The sequence below is a fragment of the Bradyrhizobium sp. NAS80.1 genome (assembly GCF_001908205.1).
Classification (GTDB): Bacteria; Pseudomonadota; Alphaproteobacteria; order Rhizobiales; family Xanthobacteraceae; genus Bradyrhizobium.
This window is the reverse complement of the sequence record NZ_LGHL01000145.1, coordinates 1-18650: the sequence shown is the minus strand read 5'-3', so window position 1 is coordinate 18650 and position 18650 is coordinate 1. Positions and strand designations below refer to the sequence as shown.

10 protein-coding genes and 2 pseudogenes are annotated in these 18650 nt (G+C 58.8%); 9 read left to right on the top strand and 3 right to left on the bottom strand.

Annotated elements, in window-relative coordinates:
* Nucleotides 1–341 precede the first annotated feature (341 nt).
* From AC629_RS50745 to AC629_RS30170, 6 genes and pseudogenes are all read left to right on the top strand, one after another.
* Nucleotides 342–2046 (top strand): annotated as a pseudogene (locus AC629_RS50745) (HrpF/NolX family T3SS translocon protein).
* Nucleotides 2047–3169: 1123 nt separating this feature from the next.
* Nucleotides 3170–4120, top strand: coding sequence for a SctD/MshK family protein (locus AC629_RS30190; protein ID WP_245332042.1), 951 nt, complete (start codon nt 3170–3172; stop codon nt 4118–4120).
* Between the two features lie 31 nt (nt 4121–4151).
* Complete coding sequence (locus AC629_RS30185) at nt 4152–4688, top strand: hypothetical protein (RefSeq protein WP_074119431.1); 537 nt, start codon at nt 4152–4154, stop codon at nt 4686–4688.
* A gap of 2 nt (nt 4689–4690) precedes the next feature.
* On the top strand, nt 4691–5113 hold the full coding sequence (gene sctY, locus AC629_RS30180; RefSeq protein ID WP_084808488.1) for a type III secretion apparatus assembly chaperone SctY: 423 nt from the start codon (nt 4691–4693) through the stop codon (nt 5111–5113).
* Nucleotides 5114–5123: 10 nt separating this feature from the next.
* Nucleotides 5124–7256 carry a type III secretion system export apparatus subunit SctV gene (gene sctV / locus AC629_RS30175; protein WP_084808487.1) on the top strand — a complete coding sequence of 711 codons (2133 nt, stop codon included), beginning with the start codon at nt 5124–5126 and terminating at the stop codon, nt 7254–7256.
* A gap of 193 nt (nt 7257–7449) precedes the next feature.
* Complete coding sequence (locus tag AC629_RS30170; protein WP_245332041.1) at nt 7450–7866, top strand: tetratricopeptide repeat protein; 417 nt, start codon at nt 7450–7452, stop codon at nt 7864–7866.
* Nucleotides 7867–8711: 845 nt separating this feature from the next.
* On the opposite strand, the gene AC629_RS30165 is transcribed toward AC629_RS30170, so the two are convergent.
* The gene (locus tag AC629_RS30165; protein WP_283848205.1) at nt 8712–9521 is read right to left on the bottom strand and encodes an effector protein NopP; all 810 of its coding nucleotides are present in this window, start codon (nt 9519–9521) and stop codon (nt 8712–8714) included.
* 936 nt (nt 9522–10457) lie between these two features.
* On the opposite strand from AC629_RS30165, the pseudogene AC629_RS30160 reads away from it, so the two are divergent.
* Nucleotides 10458–11379, top strand: a pseudogene (locus AC629_RS30160) (IS630 family transposase).
* Between the two features lie 264 nt (nt 11380–11643).
* On the opposite strand, the gene AC629_RS30155 reads toward AC629_RS30160, so the two are convergent.
* A complete protein-coding gene (locus AC629_RS30155) occupies nt 11644–13014 on the bottom strand; it encodes a M16 family metallopeptidase (protein WP_084808485.1) in 1371 nt (456 codons plus the stop codon).
* The gene (locus AC629_RS30150) at nt 13011–14402 is read right to left on the bottom strand and encodes a M16 family metallopeptidase (protein ID WP_084808497.1); all 1392 of its coding nucleotides are present in this window, start codon (nt 14400–14402) and stop codon (nt 13011–13013) included. Before AC629_RS30150 ends, AC629_RS30155 begins: the two co-directional genes overlap by 4 nt.
* Nucleotides 14403–16160: 1758 nt before the next feature.
* Here AC629_RS30150 and AC629_RS30145 point away from each other — a divergent pair.
* A complete protein-coding gene (locus tag AC629_RS30145) occupies nt 16161–16526 on the top strand; it encodes a transposase (RefSeq protein ID WP_210419124.1) in 366 nt (121 codons plus the stop codon).
* Nucleotides 16527–16679: 153 nt separating this feature from the next.
* Entirely contained in the window at nt 16680–17267 is a 588-nt protein-coding gene (locus AC629_RS50740) for a hypothetical protein (protein WP_502693063.1), read from the top strand.
* Nucleotides 17268–18650: the final 1383 nt, after the last annotated feature.

Below are 18650 nucleotides of genomic sequence, written 5' to 3'. Positions count from 1 at the left end.
AAATCGAGCGCAATGAGCGTCGTCAGCTTCTCGAAAGCTAGTCAATCCTACATAAGGAGGAGAAATATAGACGACGATGTTGCTTTGAAATTCTAGCGGAACTGACGGCTGGGGACGCACTGAGTAACCGGAGCAACTGATCGGAGCTGTTGGACTCTGCCCATCGATACGACTTCGTCGCGATCTCGGGCTGCACCACATGACCGGTTGTGGCGCAATCTCACACCATAGGATGTATAATGTCACTCACCAACCCATCGCTAGCCCTTACCTCAACCGCGGCTTTCTCAGGGCTTGCTTCCGGGCTACCGTCGGCGCAGGAGCTTTCCAGCTTCGAGACGATGCTGGCAAATTACTCCTTGAAGGATACCGTCGGCCATCAATCCGCGCCACAGGATCTGGCGTCGGCAGAGTCGGCTAAACAATTAGCGCAGGGACTCACGCAGGAGGTGCGGGATATCCTACCACCAGATCTCAGGGCCGCACTGATTGCATTTGGGCAGGCTTCGGAGCTACCCTCTGCGGGCAGCCCTGCTGCGAGCTCCGCTGCGACTGCAACCGCGCCAGTACCCAGCTCAAGGATCACATGGAACGGCGGCACGCTGACTGATGCCGAGTTGCGGATTGTGTCGGTGCTGAACCGCCACAAAGACAAATGCCCGCTCGATTGGAAGTCCCTCGGAGATTTGCCCAACGATCCCTCGACACCGCCGGATCTCAAGGCGGCGATCGAGGCGCTGCAGCAGGACCCGGAGCTGTTCTATGCAATAGGCTCGCAAGGCGACGGCCGCTGCGGCGGAAAGATCAAGGCAGGTGATCTCTCCGGCTTTTCCAACTATCACTCACAGGTTGCCGCATTCCAGGGACAGCAGGCGCAGAGCTACGAGCATACCTACATTCCATCGGACGGCGCCGGAAATGACCAGCCATCGGTCATGACCCAGACTGATGCATTGCGCGAGCTTTATCTGTATTCCGTTAACCTGCCCAAGAACCTGAGCCTGGCCGTTTTTAAGCAGATCGTCGATGGCGAGGCCAAAACCGGCAAATCCCCCCCCTCAGGTTCTCGCGGCGGCGCAATACTTCCTCAGCCATCCCGGCGAATGGAAAAAGCTGTGCGCCGGCTCGGGAGATAAAGTTCACATAGAGGACTTCTTGCAGGTTGCTTCATCATCAATGAAGCTGACGCGAGCCGAGCTGGATACGTTAGACACGATCAACAAGAACCAAGGAGCTTTTTTCGAGAAGAGTGACCTGACCCGGGACAAGCTGGCGAGCATGGTCGATGATAAGAGTCTCGCGCCTGACGTGAGAAAGGCGGCCTCCCAGCTGCTTTCGGATCCTCTCATCTTCGGCCTAATGAACAATGCGATCACCGGCTATCATACCCACCACAAGTTCTTCGACTTCGGCGGAGGCCATACCGTCGATTCCGGCAACATCAGCAACAACGATTTCAAGCAGTTGTTCAACAACATGTCAGCTGCAAACCGAACAGCTCACCAGCTGAAGACGCATGTCGCTCAAACGGCTGCCGAGCAGTCTGCTGTCGCGGACATGATGATGGGCATGAAGGACCAGCCCGACATCAAATCACCCACGAAAAACGGAGGCGCCTTCATGCACGCGCTTGACGACGCGCTTAAGGTGGGTTCGAACGTGCTCGACTGGGCTGCGACGGCAGTTGGTGTACTTGGCTTCATCCCAGGCTTGGGCGAATTGGCCGATCTCGCGTCAATGGTGCTCGAGAGCGAGGCGCAAGCAGCAAATCTTCTGCACACCGCCATCACAAGTGGCAACATAAAGCAAGCATTGGAAGAAGCAGGTCTCAGCCTTGCGGCGCAGGCGGTCGGCTGTATCGCCGGTCCAGAGGTCAAAATAGCTATGCGCGAAGGCTTGGCGAAGCAAGCAATTCAAGAGGCCGCGACGGCTGGCATCAGCCTGCCGGTTTCGGTGGCGCAGTCTTACGCGGAGAACTATTTGAACGACCTAAACGGGCGCATTGAGTCCGGGGGCATGCAAGCTGCAGGCGTTTACAGTTCGTGAGAGTGAGGCGTCGGCCTCAGATCACGCCTGAGAAGCTAGGCGAGCTTGCGCGGCCTCCGCGAGGTTGGCACCCCACCGCCAACCGATAGGTCGCGCAAGCTTTGCCAGCATGTTGGAGCTTCTCGCGCGCACCGCCGATGACTTTGTTTAGTGGGTTCACGCCTCGTAGTTCATCTCCCGCTGTACTCGACCACTCGTGTCAGGATCAGCCTCAAATGCAGTCCGTCGTTGGCACCAATACCAGTTCGTTTGATGATCAACGAGGCCGCACAGCTCAAGCGGCCCTAAAGATGGTTTTTCGTTGGCACGAACTATCTGATCTCCACCTTTGGGCGCGTTCTCACGTCGGATTCAATCCGGCAAAACCGACTAATTTTCTGAAACTCGTCAGCTTGTCGAAAGCTAATGCCCGCACGATGGAATCGCGGAGACTGCCTCCCTTGGCATGATCGAATCAACATAGGAGAACCCGATGCGTATTCCGAGTTCAAACGCCACTGCGCGCGTTGATTCCGGCCTCCATGCGGCTCGTAGCAACAAAAAAAGGGGCGCACACACGTGACCCGCATGACGATCATAACCGGTCGGCTAGTGCAAGCAATCCTGTCAACGGCACGTCTAATCCAGACAGTAGCTCGCAGGATGCCGCTTTGCGCCAAGCGTTCAACGTCGCTCTCGGAGCCGCGGCTTTCCAACTTGCAAACGGTGCAATGGCCCGTTTGGAAGATACCATGGCCGAGACAGAGGGGAATTCCTGACGTCGCACGTTGCGCCGTCCGGAAACAGGAGCCGCTCATAGCGGCAACATTCTAAAGAGGAGAAATAACATGCCTTTTAACGTTGGTGCATCTCATACGTCGATTGCAACCGGGGCGGCTGGCGCTGTCGCTGCGGCAGCTGGCGCCGGGGCTGCTGACGTGGCCTCAGAGGCCGCATTCCAAAGGCAGCTCGCCGCCCTGACTGCCTCTAGCACGCTGGCTGCTGAGAGGGATGTGGAACTTCGCGTCGTTTCAACCAACCTCACGACCATCAAGAAAGTAGCCGACGAGCGGGTGCAGTAACGGCTGAGGTGGGACGACGCTGTCGTCCCACCTCTCGCTCCTGGGTAATCGATGAAGCCGCGATGAGCCGTACGGCTTTTGCCATACGGCAGCCTTCGCTGTTCGGGAGGCTTTCGACTGTGAATGAACCAAACTCCGTGCATTTCGAAGTGCTGTCGGGGCTTTACTCCGGGCTAACCGGCAAAGTGGGCATGGGATCGACCCTGATTGGTAGCGGCCTGGATGCTGATTTGGTCTTCATCGAACAAGGCCTCGCACGCCATCACGTTCGTATCACCCCAAATTGCAACTCGATCCAAATCGAGCCTCTTACTGGAGAAGTCAGGGTCGAGGGGCACGAGAATACTTCCACGAACGAGCACGTTATTGCCCCTCTTCCCGCCGTCATTCACACGGGCGAGATGTCCATTCGCTGGTCTATACAGGATTCTAAGCAAGCTGGCTCTATCGGACGCCGGCTCAGATCGACCGCCGTACTCGCCTCGGTCCTGATCAGCTCTGTCGCGGTCGGTGCAGTCTCAACCAGTTTGGTCCAGACGGACAGCGCTGTTGCCTTGAACGTCGACTTGCCCCGTGCTGTGAAAGTTGCACCCAAGCTGGCGCCCAACGCTCCTGATGCATTGACATCCGATTCAGCTGCCGAACGGCTGCAAGAGGAAGTTGATAGAGCGGGCCTTTTCAATATCAAAGTCAGATCCGAGCCGGGTGTTGTCGCTGCTGACGGCACGGTGACGCCCGTCTCGCTCACTAAATGGCGGGAAGTCCAGGAACGGTTCGATCACGATCGTAAGGGCGCATATGTTCTCGTCAATGCAGTAGCCATCAAGGAGGAGAAGACGCCACCCTCAATTGCTGTCGAGGCCGTTTGGCGCGGAAGTGACCCGTATCTGGTCATCGCTGGTCAAAAGTATTTCGTGGGCGCCCTGTTGAACAATGGCTTGACCGTCAATGAGATTGGGGAACGACGTGTGCTGCTGAGCCGGAATGGTCGGCTTGTTGCTCTTCCCTATTAGGGTTTCAGTCGCGGCTAAGAAGGAAAGTGTCATGACTAGGCTGCCCCAGCGGTCGGTAGAACCTTGGGCCTCGTTCCGAGGGCCGAACGTTGACAATCACACACCTACCACCACGCCGACCATTCCTAAAGCCGAGGGCAGCGAAATCGAGAGAACGCATGCAAATGGCGGGAAGAGCCACACTATTTTCCAGGATACGGACCAGCAAGATGTGGCTGTTGGCGCCACGATCGAGACCGCGCTGGAGCTTAACTCAGTCCATCCAGTTTCACGCATCAATGTCAACGAGGCGCGCACCCAGATCGGTGAGATCAAGCCAGGCCCAGAAATTGCTTGCCTTAACGGCCCCACTCTCGCGGATAACCTGCTCTCCTTCGTCACGCCGCGCCTACGTCACTCGGATGTTCTGCGCCCAGAGAAACAGGGCGTGCTTCTGGAACGTTTGGCGGATGCGCTATCGGCCGCGCCAGATGGTTGGGCGTCACGTGAAGACATGGAGATTCTGCAGCTGGAGCTGCGGCGGTTAATCCTGCTCCGGCAGAATCACAACGGCTTGATCAAAGGCTAGCGATGGCCGAGCTTGACGAAGAGCAACACCTCACACCGCCGCCGCCAAACGTTTCAAAAGCCGGTGAGGTCTTGCTAATCTCTAGGACGGAGCGTGATTTGCTCTGCGCGCTTTCCTATGTCCATCTTGAATGCGGTCAGAGCGCACAGAGCCTGGCTCTCCTGCGAATCGCAGCTCACGAACATTCTCAAAACGTCGAGCTGCTCCGCATTCTGGTCTACGCTCTCATCTCTGAGGGCCACGGTGACGAAGCACTGGCGGCTTTGGATAGACTGGACAAACTTGACGAGCAACCGTCTTCGCGTCTGCCTTTGATGGTCTTGCGCAGCCACGCGCTGCGTCAGGCCGGCCGCATGGCCGAGGCGCGAGCAATCTTTAAAAGCTATGTTTCATTGCGGAGCAGCGCAGCTCCAATCAAACGATAATAAGCTTCTCATGGAAAACATCCTACGTCGTCTCATCGAGCGCGCACCGACTAACCCAGATTTGATGGTCGCGTTGATGCTTCTTCTGGCGATCGGAATGATGATCATGCCGATCCCGATCGTAGTGATCGACATGTTGATCGGGTTCAACCTCGGTTTTGCCGTACTGCTGCTGATGGTAGCCCTGCATCTGAAGACGCCACTTGACTTTTCGTCGTTGCCGGGCGTCATCCTTATCTCCACCGTCTTTCGTCTGGCTCTTACCGTCGCAACGACGCGGTTGATTCTCTCTGAGGGTGATGCCGGCAGCATCATCCACACGTTTGGCGATTTCGTCATATCAGGCAATATCGCTGTCGGACTCGTCATATTCCTAATTGTGACCATGGTTCAGTTCATGGTTCTCGCCAAGGGCGCCGAACGGGTCGCAGAAGTGTCGGCTCGCTTCACGCTTGACGCACTGCCGGGCAAACAGATGGCGATCGACGCGGAGCTGCGCAACGGGCACATCGATCAGCACGAAGCTCGTCGTCGGCGGGCCGCACTGGAGCAAGAAAGCCAACTTCACGGTGCCATGGACGGCGCTATGAAATTCGTGAAAGGCGACGCCATCGCCGGGCTCATAGTCATCGGCATTAATATGCTGGGCGGCATCACAATCGGCTTGCTCTCCAAGAGCATGCCCCTTGAGGAGGCGCTCCACCAATATACCATCCTGACCATAGGTGACGCACTAATTTCGCAGATTCCGGCTCTACTGCTGTCGATTACAGCAGCAACCATTGTCACCCGTGTCAATGGCCCTTCCAGGCTGAAGCTTGGTGCCGATATCGTCAGCCAACTGACGGCCAGCACACAAGCGCTACGGTTGGCCGCCGGCGTCTTAATTGCGATGGGGCTCGTTCCGGGCTTCCCTTTGCCTCCGTTCATCATGCTTGCCGCACTCTTCGGCGCAGCAAGCTTTGTCAAGGCTGGTGTGCACGCCGGCGAGACCGCTGCCAAGGCAGGGGCCAGTAGCACCGGTTCGCCTCCAGCTCCATCACAGGCTCAGAGTCAAACCGTGCCTGCAGAAGCACTTCCGATCACGGTATTCCTCGCACCAAACCTGACACATGGAGTCGACAAAGACGAACTCGAGCAGTCCATCGGACGGGTTTCGGCACTGGTCTCATCTGATCTTGGTATCACAATTCCACGCATTCCGGCCCAAGCCGACCACCACTTAGCTGAATCGGAATTCAGGGTAGATGTTGAGGGAGTGCCCGTCGGACGGGATTTTGTTGACCCGATGCAACTCATGCTCAACGACGACGTGGCGAACATTGAATTGAGCGGCATCCCCTTTCGCCAAGACTTAGAGACAAATCGGATCTGGGTCGAAAAAGGTCATGCGCCGTCTCTTAATGCAGCCGGCATAGGGCATCACCGTGCGAGCGAAGTCATCGCCTTGCGCGTGCAGTCGACATTGAGACGCTATGCACAGCGCCTGGTGGGCATTCAGGAGACCCGACAATTGCTGGGCCGGATGGAGCTGGAATATGCCGATCTGGTGAAGGAGGTGCTGCGCACGACACCGGTGCCCCGGATTGCGGATGTCCTGCGCCGCTTACTGGATGAGGGCATCCCCATTCGCAACACTCGCTTAGTCCTGGAGGCGCTGGCAGAATGGAGCGAGCGCGAACAAAATGTTGTCCTGCTCACCGAATATGTTCGCTCCGGTCTGAAGCGCCAGATCTGTCATCGCTATGCCAACGCCCACCGCGTTGTGGCTGCCTTTATAATAGAGCGCGAAACCGAGGATATCGTACGCGGTGCGGTGCGCGACACCGCAGTTGGTCCCTACCTCGTTTTTGCGGACCGCGAGAGCGAGATGCTGCTTTCACAATTTCGGCAGATTCATTCGAGCATCGCACGCGGTCAGAGCCAGCCCGTCATTCTGGGTTCAATGGATATCCGGCGTTTCGTCCGTGGTTTTCTCATCCGCAACGGCATCGATCTGCCGGTTCTGTCCTATCAGGATCTCGCCTCGGATTTCACGGTCCAGCCGATTGGATCCGTCAAGCTCGCGGCCGGGACGGGCAAGGCTCCTTCAGCAGAGCGTCGTGACTCAATCGCCGCAGCCGACCAAAAGGACAGCAATTAAGCCTGGGGCAATAATATGAACTCATATGAGCCAAATACCGAGCGCCGGTTGTGCTCCTTCGGTCCGAACTTGCTCTGGCCTTCTCGCTATGCTCGCCATTCTGCTGCTAGGTGGTTGCGCCAGTTGGGATAAGCCGGGACTTGAGCAGACGGCCACACCAGAGTCGTTAGGCGCTAGGGACGTCGATCCTGCTATGCGCGAGCGCATTGCATACGTCCTCCGTCCGGATGCTGACGAGCAGACTTTGCGCGAAGCACTCAAGCAACGACCCGGCAACGTAAATGCGGCAATCCCTCTTGCGCGGGCCCTGCTTGCGCGCAACTGCCCGGATGAGGCGCTTGAGCTGCTTGACAGCGTCTTGATTGCAGTCCCGGGAGACCTACGCGTATTGAACACGAAGGGCGTTGTTCTCGACAACGAAGTCCGTCACGATGAAGCGCAAGCGCTATATCGGCAAGCTCTCACAACGGCGACTGATAATTCGATGCTGCGCAACAACCTCAAGCTCTCGATCGCACTTGAAGAGAAGGCCAAACCGCAAGCGCGAGGCCTAGAGCTACTTCAGCCGGCCCATCCATGGTGCAATCGCGTTAGCGCCGTTGTTCGCTAACGACACATTTACTGCGCTGTTTGGCAGGTCGATCACGGCTCAGCCCTCATTGCGTGGTCCTCTACTGGCCAACGGGCTGGTCGCGATCCAGTCTGCAAATGCTTGATCATCTCCGGCGCTTGGATTCGGGCGTGCTGGCTTTGACACTCATGTCTGCCTTCCGGCGACCTGGTGGGTGCGATGGCAGCGCACTTGCTGCGTTTCTCTACAGCTACGCCGAAGAAACATTGGGCGCGAGCGCGAGCAATTTGCATTGCATGTCGCACCGGCCAAGGCCGTCGTATGAGAATAGATCAAGGACGATTTACCGACTGCAACCGAGAACATTGCACTCGGTCGATTTGGAGAGGAGAAGTGCCTGCTCAACACCTTACTCAAGCGACTCGGCCGGGAGGCCGTAGACACACCTGGCCAAACGGAGCGAAAGCCTCAGCCGCGAGACCGCAATGGACAAATTCCGCGATGGTGCCGGCCGGCATCTGGGGTCGCCTTCCACCTTAAGACGCCTCCACTGCCGACAAACGATGTTGATCTTAGCCCTACTTCCCCACACAGATCTCTCGACATCTCTTTAGATTTGGCGTCTTCGATCGAAGCGGCCGAAGACACTTATAGCGCTCAGATGGTTGACATCAAAACGGAGAAAAGCCCCGGCTCGAAGCCGAGGCTTTTGTTGAGCTATTCATTGCCGCGCAACTCTCACAAGCGCCGCGGTGCCGTTGTTACAGGACACCTCATCCCGTCGAAGTGGTCGGTTTCGCTCGGCCCAAGCCTCTACATAAGCCGACGATGTCAGCTTACGTTGCTCCACCGCCTGCCGCAACATGAATGCTTGCAGATCCGCGTTACATAAAGTCACCGTCCTCGTCGGAACCTGCTGTAACTTCAGTATCACTGTCCGCTTTGGAGAGATAACGCCGAGAACTAGTTGCACGCTGCCATTCACCGGCGCTGTTTATCTCCCACTTTCCGGACTGGGTGGGATCGAGCACCATGTCGTCCTCATCCACTTCAACGAACCCCATTGTCTGTGCGCGGGCTTTCGCTTCTGCATTAGCAGGACGCCAGTTCACCAAGGGCCGTTCGCCGTCTTGCCGAAGTTGATGCTCGAGCAGAATATCGCCAGCGTTCGTGACAAGGGGATGAGCAACCTGGAAATCGACAATTGAGGTGACTTCACTTCGTCCAGGGAACTGTTCTCGCCATCTATCGCTTTCGAAATCAGTCATGCTGAACCCGCCCTCCGTTCTTTGGAGGCCGACGCTCATATTTCCTAATTGGTAGCTGTAATATCTGGCCTCTTCGGAATCTCTTCTGATGCCGTACTCCTTGGCAACTCCTGCTGTGCGCTTAGCTCTTTCGGATACAAACGCAGAGTACTCGTGTGGATTGTTGGCGATTCGGTTGATTTCGTCGCCATGAAAGTTCCTCACCTCTCTCCTGAAAGTAGCTCTGTCGATCTCGACCACAGGAGGTCTTGAAACGAGGGAATAATGCGGCCGCGAAGATGAGCAGCCAGCCGAATCCTGCAATCGCATCCTAGCGAACGCATCCGCGAAGCCTTGGCCTTCGGCATCCGCGTGTTCAGCGTTAGCTCCTCGATAGTAGGTTTCATCCGACGGAATATCGGACCAATCGTTAATTCGACCGTACATGGCGACAGCGCTCCTTTGGATCATAAGTGTTGCATTGTCTTCGGGTCGTTTGACCTTATCCCGCCTGTAGACAACTTAGCTGTCCATAAGCTGACGCCAGCAGATAGATGGAAGTCAGATGGGCTGACAGGTCTAATGGCATCCAGTTGCGCCGGTGGGGTGCTGGTCGGTAGCTCGGCCATTTGGCTTGCCCTCACAGGCGCTTTCCTGCACCCGGTGTCAAACGCCATCCGGAACTGCCGCCTTTACGTCATGAAGAACCGCCTCCACCCTCGGGTTCATGATGTTGGTTGGATCCGCCGCTGACGGGAGGTGGGAGGAGCCGACCAGACGGGCGTCAGCGGCGGGCGGCCTGATGAGGCCGCTCTTTCACTTGGCGCGGAGCTTCTCTGACGTGGGCCAAGGCTCCCACCTGTCCTGATTGTGGTGGCGTCATGCGCATCAACGTGCGCTTTCGACACAGCTCCAGTCGTTCCGGCGCTCCAACCCGATCGTTCCGGTGCGACACATCGTGAGCCAATTTATGCCGTGCGCGAAGATCGTCATTCGTTATTATGATCCCATCGTCTCGATCATCGCAGACGCTGCCGAATCCGCGCGGCCAAACAGCCCGCCGGAAACTATTCGATGCAGCGGGCCATCGATCGCGACCGTCTGTAAAATGCTCTCTGTCTCAAGTTTCCGCCATTGTATAACCAAAACGTCGCCGCGACAGCTCCGCAGTCTGCCGATAGCAACCCGCGATCTCAAACTATCCCCATAGCCGCACCACCGTGCATATTCTCACGCGCCTTCGTTCAATCCGGCTTCAATGAGGTCGCGGTAGAAGCGCTTGCCGCGCCCTCGCGTGAGCGCGACCTCACAGAACCCCTCCAAATTCCCTTCGGCGAGGATTTCTGATTCAAGCTCCATGCTGGAGAACGGAGGCCAGCATGGATGATGCGGCCCTATTCGGAAGACATTCGCGAACGCGCTCTTGCGCGAGCTGACGCGAGAGAGACCGTTCGTTCCATTGCAGAAGCGCTTCAGATCAGTCCTTCCTGTGTGACGAAGTGGAAGAATCTGCGGCGGGAGACCGGGAGCGTTCCTCCCGGCAAGATCGGCGGTCACAAGAAGCCGGTTCTGTCCGGCTCCAATGCCGACTGGCCGCGCAAGCGCATTCGCTCCGGCCCATTCACTTTGCGGGAAGCTCACGCAGGAACTGGCTGCGCGCGGGATCAACACAGACGTACGGGCGGTGTGGACGTTCCTTCACGCCGAAGGGCTAAGCTTCAAAATAAACGATCCTGCCGGCCGAACTAGACCGTCCCGACATCGCGCGTAAGCGGACGCGCTGGAAGACCGATCAGGGCAGGATCGACGCTTCGCGCCTGGTCTTTATCGACGAGATCTGGATCAAAACCAACATGGCGCCGCTGCGAGGCTGGGGACCGACGGGCAACGTCTCCAGGCGTCTGCACCTTTCGACCATGACCTTCATCGCGGCGCTGCGCCATGACCGGATCAGCGTGCCATGGGTCATCGACGGCCCCATCAATGGCGAGCTCTTCACTCTTAGGTATTGGCGCCAACCCTCGCAAAGGGTGAACTCGTCATCCTCGACAATCTCGGCAGTCACAAGGGCAAGGCGGCGAGGAGCGCCATCCGCGCCACGGGAGCGCATCGGCTCTTCCTGCCGCCCGACAGTCCCGACCTCAACCCGATCGAGCAGGTCTTCGCCAAGCTCAAACACCTGATGCGAGCCGCGCAGACACGAGATGTCGAAGCGACTTGGCGCAAGGTCGGCGAACTCCTTGACCTCTTCTCCAAGGAGGAGTGCGCCAACTACCTAAAAAATTCAGGGAATGTTTCAGTATAAAAAACATCGTGCTCTAAAAGCTCAACTGTCGCTAATGCCCTGAATCAACAATTCGCGACATTACGACACCTAGCTTAAGTATTGCAGCGGCAAAAGCGCGCTCGATGGAAGCGTGGTAGCGTCGCGTGACACCCGCAGGATGGTGGCACCAGCGTTCGGCGCGAGCTGGATCGCCAGGCATCCACATCAACAGCGCGGGCTGTTATGAAAGACGTCGATGGCGGCCGGGACAAGCCCGGCCATGATAATGAAGCCACCGCCGAATCATTTCAGCTTCGGCGCGGGCTGCGCTGGCGTATGGGGCGCGCGGCCGACGATGACGGTCAACAGCCCCTGGCCCCACAGGCGCTTGGCGACCGCCTTGGCGTCATCCAGTGTCACCGCATCGACGATGGCGTTGCGCTTCTCGATATAGTCGATCGGCAGCTTGTCCTGCTGGTATTGCAGCAGCGCCTGCGCGAACTTCGAGGAGGTATCCAGCGCCAGCAGCATCTGCGAGCCCTTGAGGTACGACTTGGCTTCGTCGAGTTCTTTCTGCGTCGGTCCCTCCTCGGCGATGCGGCGCACTTCCTTCTCTAGGGCGTCGATGGTGTCGCCGGCGCGGTCGGCGCGGGTGCCGGTGTTGCCGATGAAGATCGCCGAATGCTCCATCCAGAGCAGCGACTCGAACACCGAATAAGCAAGCCCACGCTTCTCGCGGACCTCGCGATAGAGCCGCGAGGACAATCCGCCGCCGCCCAGGATGTGGTTGACGACATAGGCCGCCATGAAGTTCGGATCGCTGCGCTTCACGCCGGGCCCGCCGAAGGTGATCACGGTCTGCGGCACGTCGAGCGGCACGAAGGCGCGCTGCGGCGGTTTTGCCGCCTCGACGTCGGCGACCGGCGTCAGATTGGCTTTTGCGGGCAGGCTACCAAAAGTGTGGTCGAGCAGCTTGCCGAGCGTGGCCGGATCGACATCGCCGACCACCGCGATCTTCAGCGTGTCCTTGGCCAGCACGCGGCCGACATAATCCTTCATGTCGGCGACGGTGATGGTCGGCACGCTGTCCAGCGTGCCCTTGGTCTGCCGGCCATAGGGATGGTCGCCGAACGCGACCTCAAGGAATTTGCGGCTCGCCAGGGACGACGGATTGGTGGTCTCGCGGCGCAGGCCCGAGATCACCTGCGCGCGGATGCGCTCGACGTCGGCGGTATCGAAATGCGGCGAGGTCAGCGCGCTTCGGAGCAGGTCGAAGGCCTCGTCCTTGTTGTCGCGCAGCATGCGCAGGCTGCCGCGGAACGTATCGCGGCTGGCGCTGAAGGAGAGCTCGATGGCGCGGCGGTCGAGCCGCTCATGGAAGGTCTTGGAGTCGAGATCGCCGGAGCCTTCGTCAAGGAGGTCGCCGACCAGATTGGCGACGCCGGACTTGTCCTTGGGATCCTGCGCCGAGCCGCCGCCAAAGGAATATTCCATGGCGATCAGCGGCACGGTCGCATCCTGTACGAACCAGGCTTCGATGCCGCCCGGCGAGGTCAGGTGCTGGATTTTGGCGGCCGCCTGTGACGGCGAGACCGTGGCGAGCGCAAGCGCAGCGCCAGTGACGAAGGACAGCGCGAAGTGACGCGCGCGCGGGAAAGGAAGAGGATGGGTCACGAACGCTTCTCCTTGCGCTTGGCGGTAGCAGTGTCCTTGATCAGATAGCCCGTCACCGAGCGCTTCTTCTCGAGCCGTTTCTGTGCGACGGTGCGAACCTGCTCGGCGGTGACCGCGCTGATGCGATCCGGCCGGCTCCTGATGTCCTCGACCGACAGACCCGTGCTCAGGGCACTGCCATACCAGCTCGCCAGCGCCGCCTGGTTGTCCTGGGCGTAGATCGCCTCTGCAATGAGCTGCGTCTTGACCCGCTCGAGGTCTTCGGCGCGGATCGGGTTCTGCGTGAGGTCGGCAATGACGCCGTCGACCACCTGCTCGACCTCGGTAAAGCTGACGCCGGGTTTGGGCGAAGCCGAGATCGCGAACTGGGTCGGGTCGAGCCAGGTGCTCGAATAGCTGGCGCTGGCGGAGACCGCGAGCGGCTTGTCGACCACGAGCGCGCGGTAGAGATAGGAGTTGCTGCCGCTGCCCATCAGCCGCGCCAGCACGTCGAGGGCCGCGCTTTCACCGGCCGCGGCGGTCGTCGCCGAAGGCACGAGATAATAGCGGCGCAGGCTCGGCTGCTCGACGCGCGGGTCGGCCAGCGTGACCGTGCGCGGCGCCGCCGGCTCCGGCTCCTGCGGGCGGATGCGGCGCGCCGGGATCGCTGATTGAGCCGGGATGGAGCCGAAATTCCGCTCGACCAGCGGGCGGATGTCGGCAGCTTCGACGTCGCCGGCGATCACCAGGATCGCATTGTTCGGCGCGTAGAAGCGACGGTAGAAGGCCAGCGCATCCTCGCGATCGAGCTTCTCGATTTCCTGGTGCCAGCCGATCACCGGCCGGCCGTAGGGATGATTGAGATAGAGCGCGGCCATGATCTGCTCGTCGAGCCGCGCGTCCGGATTGTTGGCGACCCGCATGTTGTACTCTTCGAGCACGACGTCGCGCTCGGGCAGCACGTTCTCGTCTTTGAGGACCAGGCCGGTCATGCGGTCGGCCTCAAACTCCATCATGGTCGGCAACTGCTCGCGCGGCACACGCTGGTAGTAGTTGGTGTAGTCGACCGAGGTCGAGGCGTTCTCGTTGCCGCCGACGCGGAGCACGGTCTGCGAGAATTCGCCGACCGGATGCTTCTCGGTGCCCTTGAACATCAGGTGTTCGAGGAAGTGCGCGAGGCCGGACTTGCCCGGCGTCTCGTCGCCCGAGCCGATCTTGTACCAGATCATCTCCGTCACCACGGGGGTGCGGTGGTCCGGGATCACCACGACCTGCATGCCGTTGCCGAGCGTGAAGCTGGCGGGCGGAGCCGATGTCACCGTGGTCTGGGCGAGGGCCGCGCCGGCCGAGAGGGCAGTCGTCGAAAGCAGCGCGGCAAGGAGGCAAGCCGCGGATCGGTATGAGCACATCGTCCTTGCAGACACACGAACCCAAATCTCCAGGAAGAAATCACGACAGGGCAGCTCGTATTTTGCCCCGGCCTCGTCATCGACATAGTTCGTCAGTTGCTGGTTCGGCATGGCCCGTCAAAAGCTCCATTGCGGTTTGTTGGGGATGAGGAATACCCTCATGATCAATCTCGTCTCTCGGTTGCTCTGGGCTCTCCGATAATTCAATCGAGAGCTCTTTGCGCGCCAAGTCCGACGCGTTTGCGCATAACCCAAAGCATTCTTCGTGCCAGAGCAGAAACGTTTGTAGATACAAAGGGGACTGCCAAACCAGCTATGTCGAATGTCCAACACTGTCGTACACCGGACAATGCCAATCGACATTGACCTCTTGCGCGCCACGTTAAAAAACGCGCTCAGGAAGTGTAGTTCAGGCTATTGGAGGTCGCGCAGCATATCGACGCAAAGCGGGCTGTCGGTTTCAAGCATGCGGCGGGGGTGGGAAGACTTGTGTTTTGCTTTACACACAGGATGTGGTGAGTAGTTGAATCAGCCGCTGCACATTGTAGTCCGGGACCGGTCCGCGGAGCGTCAAGCTCAATTCCGGCTCAATCGCGCAGTTCCGCTTCCTCGAGACTCAAGTACGAATCCGTCACGGGCGATCATTTCCGTTGCTTCACTTGCCTCGCATCGTTACACGAGGGCCGGCACCCAGGAGCAAGCCGACCATTTGGCATCTTCTCGCTCGCCAGCGGTCGTTTCGACGAGACCGCGATCAAATTGCGCGTCGCAGCGCGGCATCAACATAGTCCTCATATTCCGCTCTTTTCTATCCATCGGGTGGATGGATTCCATCACAACAGTCTTTTACCAATCTTAATGAACGCTGCTAAGTCAAAGCACCGCTCGAGTTGGAGGATATAGCACGTCATTAGGAATTAATCGTCGCCCCCTGAGCGCAGTTGCTCCGGGCGGCCTAGTTCGTACTCTGCCATTATCGTCAGGTGATGACGGGAAAGGCCTTTCCAACGGTTGTCAGCACGGTCTTGTCAGGCGGCAACCTCGCGCGCGCTGGATCTCAGCGCGTCGCAATAAAGAAGATTCGTGTATCAGAACGATGCATGAGGCAGCCATGAGTATGACCGTGTACGGAGCCAGGAGTTCGAGTGCAGCGGAGCGACTGAACCAAGCATATCAGGTGATGAAGTCTTGCGCGCAACCACTTAATCCGATTTTATCTGCACACTAAGGTTGATCACGATAGCAAGACACCCACACCGCTTCCTGTAGGTGCTTCGCACTCTCACCGCTGCAATTCGTGTGCTGAATACCTTAAACAGCGAATCGAGCTACAAATCGAAGAGGTTGCGAGACTTATCTGCGAAGACGAGAGCGCACTTGACGCAACCCAGCTCCCAATGAACTTACGAACCAACTGATAGCGGCGGAGCTCGGCATGTGCCCGGAACGCGACGAGCGGACCGGTACGGCGATCGTAGGGGGTGACGCGAGCCGTCTCGCACAGGAATACAGCAACATCTACTATCCGGAACAGTTCTCGAGGCTGGGGCGACTTTTTGATGAAGCTGTCCTTGCGCTGCCTCTAAATAAATAAGCAAACTTCTGCCAACCGGACCGAGATCGCCAAACTCATTTTGGGGCGTGCATCCATTTGTCAATTTGAACTGGGCCTTCTCATTAAGTTAATCACCATTGCCGCTGCTGTTTCATCCTCCGCGCCGGATTGGCCGGAATTGATCTGCTGACCGGCAAGCACGCTTGCGTCAAAGACGTCACCGCGGCCGCGAGTTCATCGAATTCCTCAAACTGATCGATGCCGCCTATCCGGCCGGCACCGCGATCAAGTTGATCCTCGACAATCATTCCGCACACATCTCGAAAGAAACCAGAGCCTGGCTCGATACCCAACCGGCAGGCCGCTTCGAGTTCACGTTCACGCCCAAGGACGGCTCCTGGCTCAACCTCATCGAGGGCTTCTTCTCCAAATCCGCCCGCTCCGTCCTGCGCCACATCCGAGTGACCTCAAAATACGAACTCAAGGAGCGCATCATGGCGGGCATCGACGACATCAATCGGTATCCAGTCATCCACACCTGGTCCTACAAGCTCGCGGAATTCGCCTGATATGATTCGAACCACGAAAACGCAGACTTAGCACCATGCCAGCGACCGCGGCGACGTTCGCGAAGACGCTCGGCAGGACGGTGACGGCCGGCGAGCCGCGTGCCACGCACCACGCACCGGCGAACTCGTCGGCCCTATAAGACCAGGGTTCGTATGCCGTCCAAGCTCGACCCACATATGGCCACGATCGAAGGCTGGCTGTCAGAGCAGCCGCAGCTGACCGCGCTCGCAATCGTCGGCCGACTGAGCGAGAAATACCCAGAGAAGTTCGGGACGAGGCAGCATTCGATCGTGCAGCGCCAGCTGAGGGCACTTAGACGGAAGACGGCCGAGCAGTTGCTCGCGGAGGAGCCGTTTGCGGACGCCACGACCGCTGCCCCATTGCCCGGGGTTGTGGACGGCTCGGGCTATGAAGGGGCCCGACCCGCCCACAGCCCCCCTCGTCGAGCAAGCCGGCAGGCCCACTTGACGCGGTCAATCACTCCACATCGGATCGCCATCGGCAATGACACCATCAGGGTAACATTCGCAGATGGGGCAATACGAGGGGTCTCATTCCAACGCCGATTGACACGCAGGCCGCAGCGCGTCGGTACACACGCGCGAGTTCGTCGGAATTCGCAGTTTCGCTGCCATGGGATGTTGGGCGCATCGACAACGAAGAACTCCGACTGGCATGACGTGAGCCGAGGGACCCCCAGCCCAAGCGCGTTCTTCAGTCATGTTGAGGGTGATAGATGAGATAAACGACGTGGCCGGATCCCAAGATCGCGTTACTTTGCCTGCTCCTCAACTCGGCCGTGTAGAGCTCACCGCTTATGGTGAACTGTATGCGCCGGTTTTGCGGGGTCGGAAGTAGGTTCCACGTTTTCAGTATGTACATCATGCCGCTGTGCGAGACCTCTCGGCCCTGGCCTTGATTGTCCCAGCGGCTGTGGCTCCAACTATCGCCGAGAAAAGGTCCGATATCCGGTAACTCCGCTCGGCGGCGAAAGGCCCCTGATGATCCGGGGGACGACGAGCCGGCGCCCCGCACCGCCTGAGCATGGCCACGCAACTCGGACCGTGTGATTGGATTGAGATCAACCAATGATTCAACACTGCCATAAACGTCTGAGGGAGCGCTGGCTGACGACGATGACGCAGGCTCGTGGAGCGGCTGACGGGATAGCCGGACTTCACTCATCTGGCTAGCCCGCGGATGATGGATGAGTTGAACGTCCCTGCGTCCTCCCCGCCCCAACGTAGCCGAATAAAGCTGACTCTCGATGGTGAACAGTGCTGGGCCGAACTGATTCGGCAAGAGACCGACGTTACCGAGTATGTCGATCAGGGCGTCCGAGGCAGGTTGGGAACGATGGCGCCAGTTGTCGACCATATATCCGATTTCCGGTATCTCCTGAGGGAGCACTGATGACCCGATGAACGACTGTGGTCTGGCGATAGCACGCGCCGGCGCAGAGCGCGCATACTCACGCAACTCAGACACTGTGGGCGCATTCGGATGACGCACTGGCTCAAGGCCGCCGTAGATGTTTGACGGCGCAGCCCTGGCAGACGACGATGGCTCGGGTTGTTGCTCCTGTTCCCTAAGCCAGTCCCAATAGCTGGGCCGCGAGCCACGATACGGCGTGGACGACGGCGGAACGGGTTCTTGCATCTGCTCCCAAGCTCCCGTGCTCGGGGTAGCCGGCGCTGCCGGAAGCTCCTGAAACGAGCCCGGCTGCCGGGCACCATGTGGCGTTGACGATGATGGAGTGGGTTCTTGCATCGTCTCCCTAAACCAATCCCACGCTCCCGCGCTCGGGGTGGCTGGCGTTGCCGGAAGCTCCTGATACGAGCTGGGCTGCAGGCCACGGTGTGGTGTGGACGATGGAGCGGGTTCTTCCATCACTTCCCTAAACCGATCCCACGTTCCCGCACTCGGGGTAGCCGGCGTTGCCGGAAGCTCCTGAAACGAGCCCGGCTGCGGGTCAGGGTGTGGTGTGGACGGTGATGGAGCTGGTTCTTGCATCTGCTCCCTAAACCAATCCCACGCTCCCGCGCTCGGGGTAGCGGGCGTTGCCGGAAGCTCCTGATACGAGCTGGGCTGCAGGCCACGGTGTGGTGTGGACGATGGAGCGG

Coding starts and splice junctions, on each gene's coding strand:
- AC629_RS30190 (WP_245332042.1), top strand. CDS start 3,170: ATGAGCCGTACGGCTTTTGCCATACGGCAGCCTTCGCTGTTCGGGAGG.
- AC629_RS30185 (WP_074119431.1), top strand. CDS start 4,152: ATGACTAGGCTGCCCCAGCGGTCGGTAGAACCTTGGGCCTCGTTCCGA.
- sctY (WP_084808488.1), top strand. CDS start 4,691: ATGGCCGAGCTTGACGAAGAGCAACACCTCACACCGCCGCCGCCAAAC.
- sctV (WP_084808487.1), top strand. CDS start 5,124: ATGGAAAACATCCTACGTCGTCTCATCGAGCGCGCACCGACTAACCCA.
- AC629_RS30170 (WP_245332041.1), top strand. CDS start 7,450: ATGCGCGAGCGCATTGCATACGTCCTCCGTCCGGATGCTGACGAGCAG.
- AC629_RS30165 (WP_283848205.1), bottom strand. CDS start 9,521: ATGTACGGTCGAATTAACGATTGGTCCGATATTCCGTCGGATGAAACC.
- AC629_RS30150 (WP_084808497.1), bottom strand. CDS start 14,402: ATGTGCTCATACCGATCCGCGGCTTGCCTCCTTGCCGCGCTGCTTTCG.
- AC629_RS50740 (WP_502693063.1), top strand. CDS start 16,680: ATGCCGTCCAAGCTCGACCCACATATGGCCACGATCGAAGGCTGGCTG.